The following is a 19834-nucleotide window of genomic DNA, read 5'->3' as shown; positions in this document are numbered from 1 at the left end:
TGGTGTCGAGCCTAAGTACGGAGTTGTTGCCGCCCAACGGCACAAGTGCCGGTCGGGGTGGCGGTAGTTGTACCCACACCGGCTCAGCTCCCCGGGGTCCAGGCGACCTGGACGAGCTGGTTGCCGTGCCGCCGGGACACCAGCTGGCCCCGGCCGGGCGGTTGTGGGGAACAGCGGACATCGCCCAGCAGCACGCCTTCATCGCGGGAGCCGGACATGACCAGGCCGGGGGAGCCGAGCTCCTTGATCCGCATCAGCACCGGGTCGTAGATGCCGCGCGCCGCGCCGCCGCTGCCCCTGGCCACGACGAGGTGCAGGCCAATATCCCTTGCCTGGGGCAGGAACTCGACCAGTTGCAGCAGCGGGTGCGCGGTGCCGCCGGCGGTAGCGACGAGCTCGTAGTCGTCGACCAGCACAAAAAGATCGGGACCCTGCCACCAGTCCCGGCGGCGCAGCTGGTCCGGCGTGACCTCGGGGCCGGGCAGCCGGGCGCGCATGGCCTGCACGACCTCGGCGATCAGCCCGTCCAGCACCGGGGCGCTGCCGGCGTAGCCCAGCAGGTGCGGGCCGTCGACCGCGCCGAGCAGGCCGCGCCGGTAGTCCACCACCAGGATCGCGGCTTCCTCGGGTGTGTAGCGGGCCATGATGCCGTTGGCGATGGTGCGCAGCAGCCCCGATTTGCCGCCTTCGACGTCGCTGAAGGCCAGGAAGTGCGGTTCGGTCTGGAAGTCCAGGAACACCGGCGACAGGTCGGCCTCGGCGATACCGAAGGGCACCTGCTTGCCCGGATGCGCCGCCACATCGGGCAGGTCGCTGGCCGGGAACTCGTGGGGGAGCAGACGTACTTGCGGCGCAACGGTTCCTGGCCAGGCGGCGGTGATCTGCTCGACCAGGTCCGCGGTGCCCGCGGTCACCGACTCGGCGACCTGGGCGCCGTCGATGCGGGGGAGCGCGCCGAGGAAGTGCAGCTTGTCCGGGGTCAGCCCGCGGCCAGGGGTGCCGGCCGGCACGTTCTGGGCGGCGCGGCGGTCGATTCCGGAGTCGCTGGGATCGCCCAGCCGCAGCTCGTAGCGGGTGCTGATGGAGTCCCGCAGCGGCGGCCGCACCGCCATCCAGTAGTTGGCCGCGATCACCACGTGGATGCCGAAACCCAGGCCCCTGGCGGCCAGCCGGGTGATCGACTCCTCCAGCTGCTCGTACTCCTCGCGCACCGTGGTCCAGCCGTCCACCACCAGGAACACGTCGCCGAACTCCCGGTCGCCCAGCTCGCTCTCCCGGATCTCGGCGCGGCGCTGGCGGAAGGTGGTCATCGAGTCCACCGCGTGCCGGGCGAACAGCGCCTCCCGCTCGGCCAGCAGGGTGGACAGCTCGGCGACCATCCGGCGGCAGGAGTCGGCGTCGCGGCGCACCGCGTAGCCGCTGACGTGCGGCAGCCCGGCCACCGGGCCGAGCGCGCCGCCGCCCATGTCCAGCAGGAAGAACTGCACCTCCACCGGCGTGTGGGTCAGCGCCAGCACGCCGATCAGGCTGCGCAGGAAGGTGCTCTTGCCGCTCTGCGGCGCGCCCACCAGCAGCACGTGCCCGCCCGCGCCTGCCAGGTCGGCCCACATCAGGTCGCGGCGCTGCTCGAAAGGTTTGTCCACAATGGCCAGTGGCACGGTGAGCTTGCCGTTGCCGCCCCAGCCGATCGGGGACAGGCCGCGCTCGGGATCGGCGCCCAGCGGCGGCAGCAGGTGGTCCAGGGCAGGCGGCTCGTCCAGTGGCGGCAGCCAGATCTGGTGCGCGTCCGGGCCCTTGCCGATGAGCCGGTCGATCATCGCGCCCATGATCGTCTCCCCGGTGGCGGCCTGCGCGGCCTCGGCCGGTTCGGCCCGCACCGGTTCGATGATCTCCACTCGGTCCAGGGAGTACGGCAGCACCTGGCGGCCGGGCGCGGTGGTCTCGCCGCTGATGCCGGACTCCCTCGGCGGCAGGTCGCCGGAGACGTATGCGGCCTTGAACCGTTGCAGCGTCTCGGTGTCGCTCTTGAGGTAGGCCGAGCCGGGGATCGCGGGCAGGTGGTAGGCATCGGGCACGCCGAGCACGGTGCGGCTCTCCGCGGCGGAGAAGGTGCGCAGGCCGATCCGGTAGGACAGGTGCGCCTCCAGCCCGCGCAACCGGCCCTCCTCCAGGCGCTGGGAGGCCAGCAGCAGGTGCACCGCGAGGCTGCGGCCCAGGCGGCCGATCATGACGAACAGGTCCACGAACTCCGGGCGGCTGGAGAGCAGCTCGCTGAACTCGTCGATGATCAGCAGCAGCGAGGGCAGCGGGGCCAGCGGCGCGCCGTTCTCCCTGGCCCGTTCGTAGTCCCGGACCGAGGCGAAGTTCCCGGCCGCGCGCAACAGCTCCTGGCGGCGCAGCATCTCGCCGTTGAGCGCGTCGGCCATCCGGTCGACCAGGGTGAGGTCGTCGGAGAGGTTGGTGATCACCGCGCAGGTGTGCGGCAGCCCGGTCATCCCGGCGAAGGTCGCCCCGCCCTTGAAGTCGATCAGCGCCAGGTTCAGCGTCTCCGAGGAGTGGGTCACCGCCAGCCCGGTGACCAGGGTGCGCAGCAGCTCGCTCTTGCCCGAGCCGGTCGCGCCGACCACCAGCCCGTGTGGTCCCATGCCGTTCTCCGCGGACTCCTTGAGGTCCAGCTCCACCGGCCTGCCCTCCGGATCCAGGCCCAGCGGCAGCCGCAGCCGCTCCCGCGGGGTGCGCGGCCGCCAGGTCACCGCCGGGTCCACATCGCGCGGATCACCCAGCCCGAGCAGCCCGGCCAGGCCGAAGGTGACGCTCACCGGCGCCTCCGACGGCGCGGCCACCCCGTGGAAACGCGGGGTCAGCGCCCTGGCCAGGGCTTCGGCGGCGGCGATGGACAGCCCGTCGGGCTCGCCGAGGTAGGCCACCCTGGACTCCGCGCCCTCACCGGTGACCATGCCCATCCGCTGCGGCGAGAGGTGCAGCCGCAGGCTTTCCGTGCCGGGGGTGTCGATGGGCACCTCGTGGCCGACGTCCAGCACCGTGACCCCGTGCTGCCCGCCCACCGGGGCCAGCCGGGGATCACCGTAGGTGCGGCCGCCGTCGACCACGAGCAGGATGTGCGGGGCGTCGTAACCCATCCCGGCCCGCCTGGTGAACGGCGGCCGGTCACCCAGGTCGCTGCCCAGCAGGTCGGCCAGCGTGGTCAGGTCCCCGGCGACCAGGCGGGCCGGGCCGACCGCGTCCGCGGCGGTGGCGTCCTGGGCGTGCGGCAACCACTTCACCCACTCCCAGTCCCCGCGCCGGTCCGCGGCCACGCAGACAGCGATCCGCAGGTCGGCGGGGGAGTGGAACAGCGCCGCCTGGGCCAGCAGCGCCCGCGCCAGGTCCAGCACCACCGCGCGCGGCCCGCTCGCCCCGATCCGGGCGAAGGAGCGCAGCGACACCGACACCGGCAGGTCCGGCACGGTGGCGTAGGCGCGGATGAAGTGCCGCAGCGAGGTCGAGGACACCGGGTCCAGCTCCTCAAGGGGCACCGTCTGCGGCGCGCGCAGGGGAGTGGCCAGCCGCTGCGGCCCGCGCCCGGCGCGCAGCTGCCCGAAGGAGGTCGCCGAGCGCCGCCGCTCCCACAGCCGGTCGCCCTCGGCGAAGGTCCACAGGTCGGCCGGTTCGGGATGCGAGTCCAGCAGGTGGGCGCGCTGGGCGGCGGCCACCTCGCGGACCTGCCTGCGCAGGTTGGCCAGGTACTGCTGGTAGTCCCGCCGCTCCTCGTTGATCTTGGCCTTGTTCTGCGAGCGTCCCTGGGCCAGCGACATGACGATCATGCCGATCATCACCACCACGAACAGGCCGCCGAAGACGTAGGTCATCACCCCGCCGCCGCGTCCGATGTAGACGAAGGACATCGCGCCCATGCCCAGCATCATCGGCAGCATGAACAGCAGGCCCATCATGCCCTGGTTGCCGCCCTTGGCCAGCATGGGCGGGGACTGCAGGGTGATCTCCCCCGCGGGCGGCTCGGGGACCCGTCGGCTCTTCCGCGCGGTCTGCACCCAGCCGATTCTGGTCACTTCGGCCCGCGCGCTGGTGGGTACTTTTGCCGTCCGTGCGCCGAGCCCGGGAACCTACTCTCGCTGGGGAGCACATGACCGGCGAGGTGGGAGGGTGAGATGGCCGTGAGCCTGCCAGGGTTCGACGCCAGCCCCGAGGAGATGCGGTCGGTGGCCGGCAACCTCAGCGGCATCATCATGCAGGCGGCCAACGCGGTCGGCGCGCTGCGCTCGATGCGGGTGAACCCCTCGGACTTCTCCGCCCTCGGCGCCGCGGTCGGCGCGATGAACGCCAAGCTGGAGGCCACCCAGGTCAGCTCGCTGAACACGCTGCTCTCGCTGTTGCAGGAGTTCAACGACAACGTGCGCAAGGTCGCCGACACCTACCAGGACCATGACCGGCGCATCGCCGACGTCTACGCCGGCAGGCAGTCGGAACTGGCCGCGGTGTCCTCCACCCTGTGGAGTTCGCCGAATGCCGAGAGGCTGGCCGCCGCCGCGACCGGTGCCAGCCTCTCCGGCGCGGCCCAGCCCGCCTCGGTGGACAACGTGCTCGGCTACCTGCGCGCCGCCGGGATAAGCGACCTGGGCGAGCGCTCCTTCGCCGACCCGGTGGCCTTCGCCCGCTGGCTGGACACCGAGGCCGGCAACCAGCAGCGGGCCGGGGTGATCGGCGTCTACGCCGGGCTGGCCCGCGACCTCGGCGACGTGCCGGGCGGCATCCGCGCCGGTGACATCGTGGTGCTGGCCTTCGACCGCGACCCGGTGGTGGCGGTGGTCGGCGAACGCGGACAGCTCTACAACAACGGCCTGGTGCGGCCCAGCTTCACCGGACTCGCCGACACCCGGGTGTACCGCCCGATCTCGGCGTCCTGACGCCGGCCGAGCAGAGGAGATCCGCGTGACCGCGATGGCCTTCCCCGTCAGCGCCGCCATGGACGTCACCGCCAAGGGCGGCGGGCCCGGCACCTTCCTCAACTGGATCATCAACGGCAACCCCGGCCAGATCCTCAAGCACGTCACCGACCTGCTGGCCAAGGCCAACGAGTTCGCCCAGCTCTACCAGCAGCTCAGGCAGGCGGGGGAGCAGCTGCGCAAGGTCTGGCACGGCCCGGCCTCCGGCGCGGCCGGCAAGAAGATCACCACCCTGCTGGACTCCTTCACCAAGATCATCTCGGTGGTGAAGGAGGTCGCGCAGAAGCTCGGCCTGGCCGCCTCGATCATCCAGAAGGCCCAGCTGGCCTTCAAGACCATCGTCGCCGCGATCAACCCGACCGTGGCCGGGCTGATGTCCAACCCGTGGACCTACGCCGCCGCGGTCGCCCTGTCCACCGCCACCAGCGGCGCGCTGAAGGGCTTCCTGGCCGCGCTCGGCGCGCTGCTGAAGTCCCTGGGCGCGGTGGAGCTGGCCGTGAAGCTGACCACCATGGCCGAGGTGCTGGGCCAGCTGGAGAAGCTGGTCGGCCTGGTCACCGGCAAGGACGGCACGGCCCCCGCGCCCGGCGGCGCCCAGCCGACCACGTTGCCCGCCAAGGACTTCACCCAGTACCAGCCGCCCGCCCTCGGCACCGCCCTGCCCGGAACCACGCAGCCCGGCAACGGGCAGAACATGTGGATCCCGGTCGACCCGGCCAACCCGGCCACCGGAACTCCCGCCCCGAGCGCGCCACCGCCCGGCATCCCGAACCCCGTGCCGTCCCCCAGCGGTCACGGTACGGGCGCCGGGGTGAGCGTCACCGTGACCACTGGCGAAGGCAGTGCCACGGTGACCGCGCCCTCGGGGCGGGACACCATCGTCAACGCCACCGTCGGCGGCACGCCGATCAAGGTCGCGATCGACGGCGACGGTGACGGCAAGGTGTCGGCATGACCACCGCGGTGGGCAGCCCGGTCTCGGCCGTGCTGGCCGGCTACGCCGCCGCGCTGCGCCAGTTTCAGCTCGTGGTCACCGGCAACCCGGCCGCGCTGGCGGCCGAGGCGACCCGCCTCACCGGCCTCGCCGACCGACTGTCCACAGTGGCCAGTGCCACCCTGGAAGCCGCGCGCCGGGCCAACAGCGGCTGGCGCGGCCCCGCCTACGCCGCCTTCCTCGCCCTGGTGGAGCGCTGGAGCACCGGCCTGCGCATCGGCCAGGAACAGCAGCTGCGGCAACAGGCGGAGAAGCTGCGCGCGGCCGCGACCGTGCTGCGCAAGGCCCGCGCCGCCATGGACAAGGTGCTCGCCGACTTCACCGAACGCGGCCGCAACGTCGAACGCCTGTCGGTCTCCGCCGCCATCTACAACGGTGACCTGAGGCCGTACCTCGTGCACGCCAACGCCATGGGCGAGGTCGCGGTGCTGGCCGCCCGCAAGATCGTCGCCCAGCTGGGCGACGAGCTCACCGCGCTGTTCCCTGCCGGCGCCCCGCCGCCCCCGCGCACCCCGTTCCAGCGGCTGGTCGACTACATCGCCAACGAGATGAGCTACAACGGCCGCTCCCAGACCGCGGCCGGCCTGCACCGGCTCAACAACCCCGGCTGGGGCGCGCTGCTGGAACCCCTGACCAGCACCCGCGACAAGACCCACGCCCTCGGCCTGTTCACCTGGCTGGTCCGCCCCGGCGGGCCGTGGGACCACAAGGGCGAGATCCGGCAGCTGATGGGCATGAACCGGCACGCCGGTTTCCTCACCGGCATCGACGGCACCACCCTGAAGATCCGGCACGACTTCTGGTCCAACCTGCACTACGGCTACGTCGGCACCGCCGCCGGGTTCAGCGGCTTCGAGCTACACCAGGGCGCCAACGCCGCCGACCTGGCCAGCGGGCACTGGACCGACCCGGCCGACCAGTACGCGGTGGAGATGGGCATCCAGCTGTTCGGCCAGGTGCCGCCCGAGCAGCTGACCCCGGACCTGATCCGCCAGTACATCACCGACCCCACCCGGCTGAACGAGCTGCGCCAGCGTGGCTCGATCACCCCGTAACACTCCACAAAGGACGGTCATATGCAGCCCGATCCCTTTGCCGCCTTCGACCGCGGCGACATCCCCCAGGTCGACGACCTCCTGGAACGGGTGCGCCGCCAGCAGGAGGAGATCGAGCGCATCCAGCGCAACGTGGAGAGCATGCTGGTGCAGGGCCGTTCCCAGCGCGACGAGGTCACCGTCACCGTGCAGGGCACCGGCCGGGTCACCGAGGTGCTCATCGACCCGCAGCAGCTGCGCCGCAGCGACGCCCGCGAACTGGGCGAGCACGTCGCCGAAGCGGTCAACGACGGGCTGCGCCGGGTCGCCGAGGCCAGCACGGCCCGGTTCGCCCCGGTGATCGCCTCCGCCGCCCGCACGGAGAACTTCCAGTTCTGACAAGGACAACTCGCATGACGCCGACGGCCAGGCGGGTCACTGTGGTGACCCCGCGCGCCCGGATGGACCTCGCTCTGCCCATGGCCAGCACGGTCGCCGAGCTGCTGCCACAACTCATCCGCCTGGCCGGCGCCCAGGACCTGCCTGCCGGGGCGGGTCCTGGCTGGGGCCTGTCCCGGCTCGGCGAGGCCGCGCTGGCCCCCGGCCTGACCGTGGCCGCCGCCGCGGTCCGCGACGGCGAGGTTCTCTACCTCAGCCCCCGCGAACGCTACGAGACCCCGCTGCTCTTCGACGACGTCGTCGACGCCATCGCCAGCTCCGCCACCGCCCGCTCCGGCGCCTGGCAACCCCAGGTCGGCCGCGTCCTCGGCCTGGCCGCCGCGGCCATCCTGCTCGGCGGCGCCGCCCTGCTCGCCACCGCCGCGCTGACCGGGAACCTGTTCGCCCCCATCGTCTCCGGCGTGCTCGCGGTGGCCCTGCTGCTCATCGGCGGCGCGCTCACCCGCGCCTACACCGACCTGGGCGCGGGCAGCGCCTGCGCCGCCACCGGCGCCCTGCCCGCCCTGCTGGCCGGGATGTCCGCGCTGCCGCCACACCAGCCGCTGCCGCTGCGCCCGGAGTCCCTGGCCCTCGGCCTGGCCGCGCTGACCCTCTACGCCGCCATCACCGCGGTCCTGCTGGCCCACCGCCTGGCCTGGTTCGGCGCCCTGGCCATCGCGGCCGCCCTGGGCGCGCTCACCGCCGCCGCGGTGCTGCTGTTCGACCTCGACCCCGGCCACGCCGCGGCCGTCACGCTCCCGCTGGTCACCGCGCTCGGCGCGGCCGCCCCGATGATCGCGCTGCGCTTCGCCCGGCTGCCGCTGCCCACGGTCCCGGCCGACATGAAGTCCTTCCGCGCCGACGAGAAACCCGCACTGGGCCCCGACGTCCTCGGCCAGACCACCGCCGCGGAGGAGATCCTCACCGGCCTGCTGGCCGCCTTCGGCGCGGTGGTCCTGGGCTGCGCGGTGGTGCTCGCCAGGTCCGACTCGATGTGGCCGGCGCTGCTGGTCGGCGTCACCAGCCTGGTCTGGGTGCTGCGCTCGCGCACCTACGCCGGGACCCTGCAACGGATCGCGGTGATCAGCACCGGACTGGGCGGCCTCGGCGTGCTCGCGGTCTGGCTGAGCTGGGCGCTGCCGGCCCCGTGGCTGCTGGCCACCGCGGCGGCGGTCGCGGTCGGCGGGGGAGTGTCGATCAGCTACGCCGCGCGTGTCGTGCGCGGCAAGCACTCGCCGCAGGGCGCGCGACTGCTGGACGCCCTGGAGTACACGCTGCTGATCTCGGTGGTGCCGCTGGCCGGTGCCGTGCTCGGCATCTACAACGCCATCCGCGACGCGGTCGGCTGAGCCAGCCCTGACCCGCCCCCTCACCTCCGTCGTGGCAAAAAGCTTCGTCTTCCCGATAACTTCAGTGCCAAGTGAAAATAATCCCCTTACGAACCCCAACCCCCAACCCGCACCGACCTGGGGCAGAGCGGTTAGAGTGATCAGGTGTCGAACAGGCAGAACGGTGGGCGCCGCCACGACATCCTCCGTGCGACGATCGAACACATCCGCACCAGGGGAATCGCTGCCACACGCCCGGCGGACATCGCGGCCTCGCTGGGCATCAGCACCGCGCTGGTCTTCTACCACTTCGGCACCATCGAGAACCTGATCGCCGAGGCCTTCGCCGCCGCCGCCGAGCACGACCTGGCCCGCCTGGCCGAGCTGCGCGCCGCCGGCAACGCCCTGTCCCGCCTCGCCGCGGTGCTGCGCTTCTACGCGCCCACCGGTGACGCCACCGGCTGGGTGCTCTGGATCGAGGGCTGGGCCGCCTCGCTGCACGATGACAACCTGCGCAAGGTCGCGCAGAACCTGGACCTGCGCTGGCGGGAAGCGGTCGAGGAGCTGATCAACGAGGGCGTGGCCGAGGGTGCGTTCGTCTGCCCCGACCCGCGCGGCGCGGCCTGGCGGATGACCTCGCTACTGGACGGCCTCGCGGTGCAGCTGGTCGCGCGGCAGGGCACGGTCCGCCCGGAGGACCTGACCGGCTGGCTGCACGAGGCGGTGGCCAGGGAGCTGGGCATCAGCGCGGACAAACTCGGCGCACTGGTCTGAGCCGGTCTGCTACGGTGATCGACATGCAGCGCGCCAACGTGACTACGACGCCGGAGTACGTCCCGGCGCGCTGACAGCATGACTTGACGCGAAGCCCCGGGGCGGGTGCCCCGGGGCTTCGCCATGTGGTCACCCGCTCTCCGCATTCAGCGAGGAGACCACGATGCCTGACCACCGCAAGCTCGGCCGCGAGCTGAACCTGTTCGACTCCGACCCGCTGATCGGCGCGGGCCTGCCGTACTGGCTGCCCGACGGCGCGGCGATCCGGCACAGCCTGGAGGAGTACATCCGCTCCGCCGAACTCCGCGCCGGCTACCAGCACGTCTACTCGCCGGTGCTGGCCAAACGCGAGCTGTACGAACGATCAGGGCACTGGGACCACTACCGCGAGGACATGTTTCCGCCCATGGATCTTGGCGGTGACAAGATGGTGCTGCGCCCCAGCCTCTGCCCACATCACGCGCTGATGTACCGCTCCCGCGCGCACAGCTACCGCGAGCTGCCGCTGCGCCTGGCCGAGCTCGGTGGCATGTACCGCGCGGAGCTGTCCGGCGTGCTGGGCGGCCTGACCAGGGTGCGCGCCATCCAGCTCAACGACGCGCACATCTTCTGCACCCTGGACCAGGTCGCCGAGGAGGCCGCCGGCGCGCTGGAGCTGATCCGGAATGCCTATGCGGCACTGGACATCCAGGACGCCCACTACCGGCTCTCGCTGCCCGGCGCGGGCGGCAAGTACGTCGCCGGGGCCGAGATGTGGCAGCGCGCGGCCGCGATCCTGCGCGAGGTCCTCGACGCCGCGGGCATCGACTACGAGGCGGTGGAAGGCGAAGCGGCCTTCTACGGCCCCAAGATCGACATCCAGATCGCGGACAGCGCGGGCCGCGAGTCCACCCTGTCCACCGTCCAGGTCGACTTCTACCAGCCGGAGCGGTTCGACCTGCACTACATCGGCCCCGACGGCGGACGGCACCGGCCGGTCATGGTGCACCGCAGTGTGATCGGCAGCGTGGAGCGGGCGGTGGCCCACCTGATCGAACGCCACGGCGGCGCCTTCCCGCCCTGGCTGGCCCCGCGTCAGCTGGCGATCCTGCCCATCTCGCCGGAGGAGGAGCCGCACGCCGCCGAGCTCCTGCGTCGCTGCCGCGACCTCGGCCTGCGAGCGGAGGTGCTGGAACCGGGGGAGGGGTCGCTCGGCGCCCGGATCCGCGCCGCCCGCCTGGCCCCGTACCAGGCGGTGATCGGCGCGAGAGAGGCGGCCGAAGGCCAGGTCGCCCTGCGCCTGCGTGACGGCCGTCGCCTGGACGCGATGCCTGTGGAGGACTGTTTGCGCAGGGTGCGGGCGGTGGTGCAGGCGCACAGCCCGGACCTCTGGGAGGACGTCGGTTGACATCGGCGGTCGATGATCGATACTGAGTCAACTGTTTGGTCAGTCAGTAAGAGGAGCGCCCATGATCGAGGTCATCCAGCAGCCGGCCGCCTCGGCGCGGGAGCAGGCCGGTGATGATCTCGCTCCCTTGCTCGAACTGACCTGGACCGACCCGGTCACCGGCAAACGCGGCTTCCTGGTCATCGACCGCCTGGTCCGCGGCGTGTGCAGCGGCGGCCTCCGCATGCGCGAAGGCTGCATCCTGTCCGAGGTCCGGGGCCTGGCTCGCGGCATGACCGCCAAGGAAGCCCTCAACTACGACCCCGCCGCGCGGTACCTCCCGCTCGGCGGGGCCAAGGGCGGCATCGACTGCAGCCCCTACGACCCGGCGTCCCGCCAAGTCCTGCGCCGTTACCTGGAAGCCGTCCGCCCGTACCTGGAAACGGCCTGGACCACCGGCGAAGACCTCGGCCTGCGCCAGGACACCCTGGACGAGGTCATCGCCGAGCTGGGCCTGCGCAGCTCGATCCAAGCCGTCTACCCCCTGCTGGACGACGAACCCGCCGCGACCCAACGCCTCACCGACGCCTTCGCCATCACCGTCGACGGCATCGCCCTGGACGAGCTGGTCGGCGGAGCAGGCGTAGCCCAAGCCGCCCTCACCGCGATGGCCGAACTCAAGATGCCCCGCGAAGGCGCCCGCGCGGTCATCCAGGGCTTCGGCTCCATGGGCGGCGCCACGGCCCGCTTCCTGGCCGAGGCGGGCCTGCGCGTGGTGGGTATCGCCGACATCCACGGCACCATCGCCAACCCCAACGGCCTGGACGTAGAACGCCTCCTGCGCGCCCGCGACCCCCACGGCGCCATCGACCGAACCCAGCTCCGCCCCACCGACGAGCAGCTGCCCCGAGACGCCTGGCTAGCCCTGTCCACCGAGATCCTGGTCCCGGCGGCGATCTCCTACTGCGTCAACACGGCCAACCACACCCGCGTCACGGCCCGCCTCATCGTCGAAGCCGCCAACCTGCCCGTCACCCCAGAAGCCGAAACGGCCCTGACCGCCAGGGGCGTAACGGTCATCCCCGACATCGTCGCCAACTCCGCCACCAACTCCTGGTGGTGGTGGACCCTCTTCGGCGACATCAACCCCAACGCCCCCGAATCCTTCACCAAGGTCCGCACCCAAATGCACCACTTGGTCACCCAGATCCTGCACCGCTCCCGCACCACCGGCGTACCCCCACGCGCCGCCGCGACCGCGATGACCACGGAAAACCTCGCCGCCATCGAAGCCCGCTTCGGCTGACCACCGCCCCGGCCACCGGTCGGCCACCGGCGCGCATCCCAGCCTCGCGCCCCAGCCGCTCCGCCCGGCGTCCACACTCGCCTAGCTTCCGCAGCGCAGTTCAGCCTCTGCCGCGCCGTCAAGCCGCCCCCGTCAAGCCTCGCCCGGCCAGCCTGGCCCGCTGCGCCCGGCTTCCGATGTCTCGCGAGTTCCGGCTTCCGCGCTCACCCGAGTTCCGGCTGCGCCTCACCTTGGCTCGCGCAAGCTGAAGTCCCGGCACCACGCCGGAACTCCTCCGCGAGCCGGGGCCAGACCGCGCTGGCCACCCCTGCCGGGGCGGGGCCCCGGGCCACGGCCGTGGGCGCGGTGCCGGCGCGAGCCGCTGGCCGGCCGGGGCTCGCTGGCTTGCCGATATCCGGCCGATCGACTTCCCGGTGCGGGGTCGAGTGAGCCTTGGCTGGGGCCGGGGGAGCAGTGGTCGCTGCCGCCCCTGACGGGGTCCGCCGCCGCCACCGTTCCTCTGCGGAACGCTCGAACCCCGGTTTTGGTTGCCTTTCGTTTTGGATCACTGTCGCCCGATCGGGTCAACTGTGCGGTGTCAACCACCGCGTCTGGACCATAACCGCACTTCAGTGGCCCGATCCTACCTCGTCGATCTCACCCGCCGGACCCCGGGCCGGGTCGCCGCCGGTGCCGGTCGACCCATCTCTTGATGGTGTGCCGGAACAGCCACGCCAGCACCACAGTCACCAACAAAAGCTCATCTCCTCCGATAATTTCAGTGACAATCAAAACTGATCCGTTCAAGCAGCAAAAACCCACAACCCGCATCGAGACCCGAGCGGCTGGCCGAGGCGACCGGCGTCCGGCTCCGCCTGTGACCCAGCAGATCGACTTCGCCGAGGAAGGGGACGAATTCGCGTTGCTGGCGTTGCACTCCGCAGGGAGACCGAGGGTGGCTGGTGGACCATGAGCCGGGTCCGCGTTGCCGAAAGGTGTTGCAGCACAATGGGTCGGGCAGGTCGGCGGGGCGAGTGCGCCGATCAGATCGCGGCCCAGCTCAAGATCAAGCGGATGGTGCCGGTGTGGGGGATCCCGGACGCGGCCGCGGCGGGTGAAGGAGCTGGCCGGCCTAGCGTTGCTGGAGGTGGCGCAGTGCGAGGTAGCCGCCGATGGCCGGGATGAAAGCGAGCAGGCGGGTGCGGGCCGGGGTGTCCTCGATCAGTAGGCAGGCCGCGATGACCAGCAGGTATGCCGTGCCGTGCAGCGGTCCGGTGAGTGCGCTGACCGGACGCCAGTGCACCGTCACCAGGTTCAGCAGCAGTACCGCGACCGTGATCATCTCGGCCAGGGCGGCGTAGCGGAGCAGGCGCATCTCAGGCTCCTGTGGTCGAGCCGGGGCGGACGATCATCAGCACCACCACGACCGCCCACAGCAGGTTGAAGACGCCGGTGGACATCCGCAGTGTGCGCAGCACGCCTTGCCACGGCTCGTCGCCGCCGGCCTTGGGTAGGGCGTTGACCAGCGTGGTTTGCGCCGGCACGACAACCACCGCGAGGACCGCGGCGGCGAGCGCAGTGAGGATGATGGAGATGATCAGCCACGCGTCGCCCAGCACCTTCAGCTGGACCGCGGTGGCCAGGCCGAACACCGGCACCACGATTCCAGCAATCATGTACCCGCGGGTGATCCGCCGCAGCAGCAGTGTCACCGGGACCGCGGTGGCCTCCGCGCGCAGGGCCGCGCCGGCGTAGCGGGGGAACAGGCTGGCGGCGACGGTGACCGGGCCGATCAGCACGATGGCGGCGAGCACGTGCACGCTGAGCAGGAACTTCGTCATCGGCTCAGCCCGTCGTCACCGCGTCGGCACGCCAGACCACGCCGCGGCGTTCGTGTTCGAACAGGGTCTCGATGGCGAAGGCGGTCTCCGCGCCGAGGAAGCGTTCGACCAGGTGCAGGGCGAGGTCCAGGCCGGAGGTGACGCCGCCCGCGGTGACCAGGTCGCCGTCGTCGACCACCCGGGCGGGCACCACGACCGCGCCGAAGGCGGCCAGTTGGGCCAGGCCGGCGCGGTGGGTGACCGCGGGCCGGTTGGTGAGCAGGCCCGCCGCGCCTACCAGCAGTGATCCGCCGCAGACGGTGCCGAGCACGGTGCCGGGGCGGGCGGTGAAGGTGTGCAGTGCCTGGTGCAGGGCGGGGGTGAGGGCTGCGGTGAGCCGGTCGGTGATCTCGGTGGCGCCGTTGGCCATGGAGCCCGCGGCGCCGGGGATGATCAGTAGGTCGGCGCGGTCGGGGTCGAGTGCGGCCTGGGCGTGCAGGGTGAGGCCGTTGCCGCTGACCACCGTGGTGGCGGTGCCGACGGTGACGAGCTGGGCGGTGATCGCGCCGCCGGTGTGGGCGCCGGCGGCGCCGAGCACCTCGTGCGGGGCGATCGCGTCGAGTGGGTCGACGCCGTCGAACAGGACGATCTGGGCGAGCATGGTGATCCTTTCCCCTCGGGGTCGGTGATCACTGTGGCGGGTGGGCCGCTGGGGCACGAGTGGCTGGAAAGCCAATAACCGCCGACTTCTCGCCAAGCCGGTGACCTGCGGCGATGGGTATGGTGTGGCCATGCGGGTGGTGGCCATTGTGGCGTTGAACGACGTGGTGCCCTCGGATCTGGCCATTCCGTGTGAGGTGTTCGAGCGGACCCGGCTGCCCGGCGGCCGGCCCGCCTACCAGGTGCGGGTGTGCTCGGCCGGGGGTGTGGTGGATGCCGGGATGTTCGAGGTGCGCACCCGCTGGGACCTGAGCGCGCTGGCCGGGGCGGACACGGTGATAGTTCCCGGCGTCCGCGATGTCAGCCTTCCGGTGGACCCGGTGGTGCTGGCCGCGTTGCGGGCGGCCGCGGCGGCCGGGGCGCGCATCGCCTCGATCTGCTCGGGGGCGTTCGTGCTGGCCGAGGCCGGTGTGCTGGACGGGATGCGGGCCACCACGCACTGGCTGGGTGCGGCCGCGCTGGCCCGGCGGTATCCCACGATCGAGGTGGACCCCGATGTGCTGTTCGTGGACAACGGGCAGATCCTGACCTCGGCGGGCGCGGCCGCGGGGATGGACCTGTGCCTGCACATGGTGCGGCGTGACCACGGCGCGGCAGTGGCCGCCGACGTGGCCAGGCTCTCGGTGATGCCGCTGGAGCGCGCCGGTGGGCAGGCGCAGTTCATCGTGCACTCCGATCCGGCCCCGGACGGCGGTTCGCTGCAGCCGCTGCTGGTGTGGCTGGCGGAGAACCTGGAGCGCCGGTTGACGCTGGTTGATCTGGCCAGGCAGGCGCGGTTGAGCACCCGGACGCTGAGCCGCCGTTTCCGCGAGCAGACCGGCACCACGCCGTTGCAGTGGATCATGCGGGAGCGGTTGCGGCGGGCCCAGCACCTGCTGGAGACGACCGGTCATTCGGTGGACCGGATCTCCGCGCAGGTGGGGTTCGGTTCGCCGACGGCCTTCCGGGACCGGTTCCGGCAGCTGGTGGGGGTGTCTCCGGCTAGCTATCGGCGGTCGTTCCGCTCGCCGGGGTGAGGATGCGGCGTTCCTCCGGGGTCAGCGGCGCTTCGGGCAGGTACTGGCCGCGGGGGCCGCGCAGGATCTGCCAGAGCACGCGCGGGGTGAACAGCCGCAGCGGGGAGTCCAGCAGCGCGAAGACCCGCAGGCTGGCGCGCAGCAGGCCGGGGCGGCCGGGTGTGGCGGCGATCATGCGGTCGGCGTAGCGGTTGTTGAGCTTGGCCAGGCGGCCGGGGTGGCGGCCGGTGGTGGTGGTGTGCGGCAGGCGCAGGTCCTGGGCGGTGGCCATCCGCCAGGCCGGTTCGGTGACCTTGGCGATGGCGCGCTGGGAGCGGCGGGCCGAGCCGGGTAGCAGCGGGTGGTGGCGCTGCCAGCGGCGGCGCAGCGCGTGCGCGGCGAGCACGGCGGTGGCCATGCCGTGGCCGTAGATGGGGTTGAAGGTGGCGTAGGCGTCGCCGAGCACGAGCAGTCCGTCCGGCCAGAAGCGGGCGCGTTCGTAGAAGTTGCGGTGGTTGGCGGTGTTGGCGAAGCCGTAGGGCGGGGTCAGCGGGGTGGCCGCGGCGATCAGGTCGGCCAGGATCGGGTCGGCCAGGCTGCGCAGGAACGGCGGGTAGCCGTCCTCGTCGGTGGGTGGCGGGTCGTGTTTCGGGCCGACCAGGGTGAGGATCCAGCGGTCGTCCTCGATGGGGGAGAGCATGCCCGCGACGGCGGGGCGGCCGGAGGCAGGGTCGGGCTCGATGAGCAGCAGGGGGAAGGTGGCCGGGGTGCCGGGCGGGGCTTGGTAGACCCGGGTGGCGTAGCGGATGCCGGAGTCGATGTGCTCGCGGTGCACGGAGGGCAGTTTCAGCTCGGTGAGCCAGTCGTGGGTGTGCGAGGAGCGGCCGGTGGCGTCGATGACCAGGTCGGCGGTGAGGCGGCGGGTGTCGGTGGCGCCGCGGTCGCGCAGCCGGACGCCGCTGATCCGGCGGCGGTCGCCGAGCAGGCCGACCACGGTGGCCGGTGGTGCGACGGTGATGCGGGGGTGGGCCAGCACGCGGCGGCGGATCGCCCAGTCGGTGAGGGCGCGGCTGGCGCTGATGATGCCGACCTCGGGTGACCTGCGGTCGCGCCAGCCGGTGGGGCGGCGGACGAGGATGTCGGCGGGGTGGTGCAGCTGGCGGGCGCCGAGGCCGGTGAGCTCGTCGGTGATGCCGGGCAGCAGGTCTTCCAGTGCCGTGTAGCCGCCTTCGACGAAGACGTGGGTGTGGCGGGCTTGTGGGGTGCCCTTGCGGTGTTCGGGACCTTCGGGCAGGTCGTCGCGGTCGATGATGGTGACCGTGTCGACGTGCTCGGCGAGCACGTGCGCGGCCAGGATCCCGGCGAGTCCGCCCCCGAGAACAACGGCGTGGTGAGTCGGCACTGGCACATCCTGCCACCTTTGGGGGATCGACTCGTTACCGTCGGTGGTTGTGATCGATGTGATGTTCGTGCCGTATGCCGCGCACGGCCATGTGAACCCGCTGTTGCCGGTGCTGCGGGAGCTGCACGCGCGTGGCTGCCGGGTGCGGGTGCTGGTGGGGCCGGCGTTCGCCGAGGTGGTGGCGGCCACCGGTGCGGAGGTGGTGGCGGTGCCGGTGGGGTTCGAGACCTGGGTGCCGGAGCGGTTCCGGTGGGCGGAGCTGCGGCGGCTGGGTCGCTCGGCGCGGACCCGGTTGCGGGCGGACTCGGCGGGGAAAGCGTTGCTGCGTCAGGAGATCGAGCGTCGGCGGCCGGATGTGGTGGTGTGGGACGCGATGAGTGGGTGGGCCGGTCGGCTGGCCAGGGCGGCCGGGGTGCCGGCGATGGTGTGGAGCACGACCTACGCGGTCAACGACGCGGTGCTGGCCGGCACCGCCCGGCACCGCTACGGCGATCTGGCCGCCACGCTGGCCCGGCGCGCCCGGTTGGCCCGGCTGGCGCCCGCGGCGAGGGGGGCGGATCCGGTGCTGGTCACCACCCTGCCGGAGCTGCAACCGGCGCGCGCGAGCTTCCCGTCCCGCTTCCACTTCGTGGGTCCACTGCTGGGTGAAGCTGACCGGGGCGGGGAACCTTTGCCGTGGGCGGAGATCGAGGCGCGGCCGGTGCTGCTGGTCTCGCCGGGCACGGTGTTCGCGCGCGGTCCGGGGTTCTTCCAGGCGGCCGCGGAGGCTTTCGCGGACACCGACTGGCTGGTGTTGCTGGCCACCGGCGCGACCGATCCGGCTGAGCTGGGTTGGTTGCCGGACAACGTGATCGCGCGCCGGCGGCTGCCGCAGCGCGCGGTGCTGGCGCACACCTCGGTGTTCGTGACCCACGCCGGGATGAACTCGGTGCTGGAGTCGCTGGCGGCCGGGGTGCCGATGGTGGTGGCGCCGCGGCTGGGTGATCAGCGGGGCACGGCGCGGCGGCTGACCGGGCTGGGGCTGGCGGTGCCGGTGGCGCAGCCGGTGCGGGCGGCGGCGCTGTACCGGGCGGTGCGCCGGGTGGCGGGGGATGAGCGGATGCGGGCGCGGGCGGCGGAGCTGGGGGCGCGGATCGCGGTGGCCGGTGCGGCCGGGCGGGTGGCGGGGTTGATCGCTGACCGGGTGTGCTGAGCCGGTGGTGGTCAGGCCTGGTTCACAGGTTGTCGGGGTCGGGGACGCGGAAGCTGTGGGCGGGGAAGCCCGCGGTGGACAGGATGTGCAGGGGTGCGTAGGTGTCGCCAATCCAGACCGGGCGGATGGCCAGGCCGGTGATCTCGCCGGTGATCTCGGACAGGGCGCGGGCGCCGCTGCATCGGGCGGAGAGTGGGCGGCGGTGGTGGCGGGGGTTTTGCACCAGGTCGAAGCAGGACAGGGTGCTGGGTTCGCCGGGCGCGCCGGAGACCAGGAGCAGGCGGCGGTTGGGGGTGAACACGCCGCCGCGGACGTGGGTCAGTGGCAGGGGGCTGGGGCCGAGGTCGATGTCCCAGTACGGCAGGTGCGCCAGGGTGGTCGGGTCGTAGGCGCGCAGGGTGCGCGGGTGGCAGGCGGCGCTGGTGTAGAGCAGGCCGAGCTGGCTGCCGCACCAGGTGAACAGGTCGGCGTCGGGCAGTTCCTTGGCCGGCAGCCAGCTCTGGTCGGTGCCGTCGGGGCGTAGTCGCCAGATCCCGGCTGGGCCGGTGACGGGCACGTCGAGGTGGCCGCGGTGGGAGACCGGGGCGCCGAAGCCGGTGGCGGTGGCGGGCACCGGGGCGGCAGGGTGCAGCAGGCCGAGTTGTTCGCCGTCGTGGGCGTGCGCGCCGAGGGCGGGGTGGCCGCCGGAGGTGGTGGGCAGGTACCAGCAGACGTGTTCGCAGGAGGTGGTGGCCTCGGTGCGGACCTCGGTCCAGGCGGCCACGTCCGGGGGTGCCAGGCCTGGGCTCTGGTGCTGGGTTCTGGTGTGGGCCATGGACGGGTCCTTCCGCGCCGGCGCGATGTGGTGGGATCGCCCGCGACCCCCAAAACGCGGGCGAGCCCACCTCATCAAGCTTCTGTCATCGGTGTGCGCCCGTGCGTCGTGGAAACTACGGACATCGGGCGCGTGTTCGGCGGTGCTACAGCTCGATCGGCTCGGGCACCGCCAGTCCGTATGCGCCGCCGTGCGCGGTGAGCACGTGCAGTGGGGTGAACTTCCCGTCGTGCCACCAGGACCGCAGCACCAGTCCGGTGGTGCGGCCGGGCAGCTCCGGCAGCGGGCGGGCGCCGGTGCACACCCCGATCAGGCGGGGTTCGCCCGGCACGTGGAGCAGGTCGAAGCAGAACACAGTGTTCGGGTCGTCGGCGATGAGCAGCACCCGGGAGCTCGGGGTGAACAGGCCGCCGCGCACGCCGGTCAGCGGCAGTGGCGCCGGGCCGAGCGGGATGTCGCGGCCGGGGTCCGGGGTGTGCGTGGCCGGGTCGTGCGCGCGCAGCCACCGCGGGGCGGCGGGATCCACGGTGTAGTGGACTCCGTCGTGTTCGCCGAGCACGCCCGGTAGCGGTGGTTGGTCGGGCAGGCCGGGGCAGCCGATCGGCGCCCAGTCGCCCACGTGCGGGACCGGGCGCAGGGCGGCGAGGTTGTGGCCGATGAATGTGCTGGTCATGGCGAGTCCCCTCCCGGAAAGGTGGCGCCAGGGAA

Annotated in this window: 16 protein-coding genes and 1 pseudogene; 10 read left to right on the top strand and 7 right to left on the bottom strand. The window is 72.4% G+C overall.

Annotation, left to right across the window (positions count from 1 at the left end):
- Nucleotides 1-83: 83 nt before the first annotated feature.
- The gene (eccCa, locus tag ACWDY5_RS26585; protein ID WP_449724889.1) at nucleotides 84-4052 is read right to left on the bottom strand and encodes a type VII secretion protein EccCa; all 3969 of its coding nucleotides are present in this window, start codon (nucleotides 4050-4052) and stop codon (nucleotides 84-86) included.
- Between the two features lie 123 nt (nucleotides 4053-4175).
- Between eccCa and ACWDY5_RS26580 the strand changes: the two genes are divergently transcribed.
- From ACWDY5_RS26580 to ACWDY5_RS26545, 8 genes and pseudogenes are all read left to right on the top strand, one after another.
- The gene (locus tag ACWDY5_RS26580; RefSeq protein WP_449724888.1) at nucleotides 4176-4925 is read left to right on the top strand and encodes a WXG100 family type VII secretion target; all 750 of its coding nucleotides are present in this window, start codon (nucleotides 4176-4178) and stop codon (nucleotides 4923-4925) included.
- 34 nt (nucleotides 4926-4959) lie between these two features.
- Nucleotides 4960-5919: a WXG100 family type VII secretion target gene (locus ACWDY5_RS26575; protein WP_449724927.1), complete on the top strand. Its 960-nt coding sequence runs from the start codon at nucleotides 4960-4962 to the stop codon at nucleotides 5917-5919.
- On the top strand, nucleotides 5916-7013 hold the full coding sequence (locus ACWDY5_RS26570) for a polymorphic toxin type 44 domain-containing protein (RefSeq protein WP_449724887.1): 1098 nt from the start codon (nucleotides 5916-5918) through the stop codon (nucleotides 7011-7013). The genes ACWDY5_RS26575 and ACWDY5_RS26570 overlap by 4 nt, the downstream gene beginning before the upstream one ends.
- 21 nt (nucleotides 7014-7034) lie before the next feature.
- Nucleotides 7035-7391, top strand: coding sequence for a YbaB/EbfC family nucleoid-associated protein (locus ACWDY5_RS26565; protein ID WP_449724886.1), 357 nt, complete (start codon nucleotides 7035-7037; stop codon nucleotides 7389-7391).
- Nucleotides 7392-7405: 14 nt separating this feature from the next.
- Nucleotides 7406-8779 carry a type VII secretion integral membrane protein EccD gene (gene eccD / locus ACWDY5_RS26560; protein WP_449724885.1) on the top strand — a complete coding sequence of 458 codons (1374 nt, stop codon included), beginning with the start codon at nucleotides 7406-7408 and terminating at the stop codon, nucleotides 8777-8779.
- Nucleotides 8780-8923: 144 nt separating this feature from the next.
- Nucleotides 8924-9532, top strand: a complete 609-nt coding sequence (locus ACWDY5_RS26555) for a TetR/AcrR family transcriptional regulator (RefSeq protein ID WP_449724884.1) — start codon at nucleotides 8924-8926, stop codon at nucleotides 9530-9532.
- A gap of 157 nt (nucleotides 9533-9689) precedes the next feature.
- A pseudogene (gene thrS / locus ACWDY5_RS26550) lies at nucleotides 9690-10919 on the top strand (threonine--tRNA ligase); the annotation flags it as partial.
- A gap of 61 nt (nucleotides 10920-10980) precedes the next feature.
- Nucleotides 10981-12204, top strand: a complete 1224-nt coding sequence (locus ACWDY5_RS26545; RefSeq protein WP_449724883.1) for a Glu/Leu/Phe/Val dehydrogenase dimerization domain-containing protein — start codon at nucleotides 10981-10983, stop codon at nucleotides 12202-12204.
- Between the two features lie 1111 nt (nucleotides 12205-13315).
- On the opposite strand, the gene ACWDY5_RS26540 is transcribed toward ACWDY5_RS26545, so the two are convergent.
- Genes ACWDY5_RS26540 through ACWDY5_RS26530 form a run of 3 tightly spaced genes read right to left on the bottom strand, consistent with a single transcriptional unit; the run spans nucleotide 13316 to nucleotide 14664 of the window.
- On the bottom strand, nucleotides 13316-13558 hold the full coding sequence (locus ACWDY5_RS26540; RefSeq protein ID WP_449724882.1) for a hypothetical protein: 243 nt from the start codon (nucleotides 13556-13558) through the stop codon (nucleotides 13316-13318).
- 1 nt (nucleotide 13559) lies between these two features.
- Nucleotides 13560-14024: a hypothetical protein gene (locus ACWDY5_RS26535; RefSeq protein ID WP_449724881.1), complete on the bottom strand. Its 465-nt coding sequence runs from the start codon at nucleotides 14022-14024 to the stop codon at nucleotides 13560-13562.
- 4 nt (nucleotides 14025-14028) lie between these two features.
- On the bottom strand, nucleotides 14029-14664 hold the full coding sequence (locus ACWDY5_RS26530) for a DJ-1/PfpI family protein (protein ID WP_449724880.1): 636 nt from the start codon (nucleotides 14662-14664) through the stop codon (nucleotides 14029-14031).
- A gap of 130 nt (nucleotides 14665-14794) precedes the next feature.
- Here ACWDY5_RS26530 and ACWDY5_RS26525 point away from each other — a divergent pair, with 130 nt between their 5' ends.
- Nucleotides 14795-15739 (top strand): GlxA family transcriptional regulator, encoded by a 945-nt coding sequence (locus ACWDY5_RS26525; RefSeq protein ID WP_449724879.1) that lies wholly within the window; start codon nucleotides 14795-14797, stop codon nucleotides 15737-15739.
- On the opposite strand, the gene ACWDY5_RS26520 is transcribed toward ACWDY5_RS26525, so the two are convergent.
- Nucleotides 15705-17126, bottom strand: coding sequence for an NAD(P)/FAD-dependent oxidoreductase (locus ACWDY5_RS26520; RefSeq protein ID WP_449724878.1), 1422 nt, complete (start codon nucleotides 17124-17126; stop codon nucleotides 15705-15707). The two genes, ACWDY5_RS26525 and ACWDY5_RS26520, sit on opposite strands and share 35 nt — an antisense overlap.
- A gap of 43 nt (nucleotides 17127-17169) precedes the next feature.
- Here ACWDY5_RS26520 and ACWDY5_RS26515 point away from each other — a divergent pair, with 43 nt between their 5' ends.
- The gene (locus tag ACWDY5_RS26515) at nucleotides 17170-18312 is read left to right on the top strand and encodes a nucleotide disphospho-sugar-binding domain-containing protein (protein ID WP_449724877.1); all 1143 of its coding nucleotides are present in this window, start codon (nucleotides 17170-17172) and stop codon (nucleotides 18310-18312) included.
- A gap of 22 nt (nucleotides 18313-18334) precedes the next feature.
- On the opposite strand, the gene ACWDY5_RS26510 is transcribed toward ACWDY5_RS26515, so the two are convergent.
- Nucleotides 18335-19126 (bottom strand): hypothetical protein, encoded by a 792-nt coding sequence (locus ACWDY5_RS26510; RefSeq protein WP_449724876.1) that lies wholly within the window; start codon nucleotides 19124-19126, stop codon nucleotides 18335-18337.
- 145 nt (nucleotides 19127-19271) lie between these two features.
- Nucleotides 19272-19799, bottom strand: coding sequence for a hypothetical protein (locus ACWDY5_RS26505; RefSeq protein ID WP_449724875.1), 528 nt, complete (start codon nucleotides 19797-19799; stop codon nucleotides 19272-19274).
- Nucleotides 19800-19834: the final 35 nt, after the last annotated feature.

This window comes from Crossiella sp. NPDC003009 (genome assembly GCF_053591555.1).
Note: the sequence above shows the minus strand (reverse complement) of the source record. Positions and strands in the feature narration are given on the sequence as shown.

What these genes read in the sequence shown, in the direction of transcription:
- ACWDY5_RS26525 (WP_449724879.1), top strand. Translation starts at nt 14,795, where the DNA reads ATGCGGGTGGTGGCCATTGTGGCGTTGAACGACGTGGTGCCCTCGGAT.
- ACWDY5_RS26510 (WP_449724876.1), bottom strand. Translation starts at nt 19,126, where the DNA reads ATGGCCCACACCAGAACCCAGCACCAGAGCCCAGGCCTGGCACCCCCG.
- ACWDY5_RS26570 (WP_449724887.1), top strand. Translation starts at nt 5,916, where the DNA reads ATGACCACCGCGGTGGGCAGCCCGGTCTCGGCCGTGCTGGCCGGCTAC.
- ACWDY5_RS26535 (WP_449724881.1), bottom strand. Translation starts at nt 14,024, where the DNA reads ATGACGAAGTTCCTGCTCAGCGTGCACGTGCTCGCCGCCATCGTGCTG.
- ACWDY5_RS26545 (WP_449724883.1), top strand. Translation starts at nt 10,981, where the DNA reads ATGATCGAGGTCATCCAGCAGCCGGCCGCCTCGGCGCGGGAGCAGGCC.
- ACWDY5_RS26530 (WP_449724880.1), bottom strand. Translation starts at nt 14,664, where the DNA reads ATGCTCGCCCAGATCGTCCTGTTCGACGGCGTCGACCCACTCGACGCG.
- ACWDY5_RS26505 (WP_449724875.1), bottom strand. Translation starts at nt 19,799, where the DNA reads ATGACCAGCACATTCATCGGCCACAACCTCGCCGCCCTGCGCCCGGTC.
- ACWDY5_RS26575 (WP_449724927.1), top strand. Translation starts at nt 4,960, where the DNA reads ATGGCCTTCCCCGTCAGCGCCGCCATGGACGTCACCGCCAAGGGCGGC.
- ACWDY5_RS26565 (WP_449724886.1), top strand. Translation starts at nt 7,035, where the DNA reads ATGCAGCCCGATCCCTTTGCCGCCTTCGACCGCGGCGACATCCCCCAG.
- ACWDY5_RS26540 (WP_449724882.1), bottom strand. Translation starts at nt 13,558, where the DNA reads ATGCGCCTGCTCCGCTACGCCGCCCTGGCCGAGATGATCACGGTCGCG.
- eccD (WP_449724885.1), top strand. Translation starts at nt 7,406, where the DNA reads ATGACGCCGACGGCCAGGCGGGTCACTGTGGTGACCCCGCGCGCCCGG.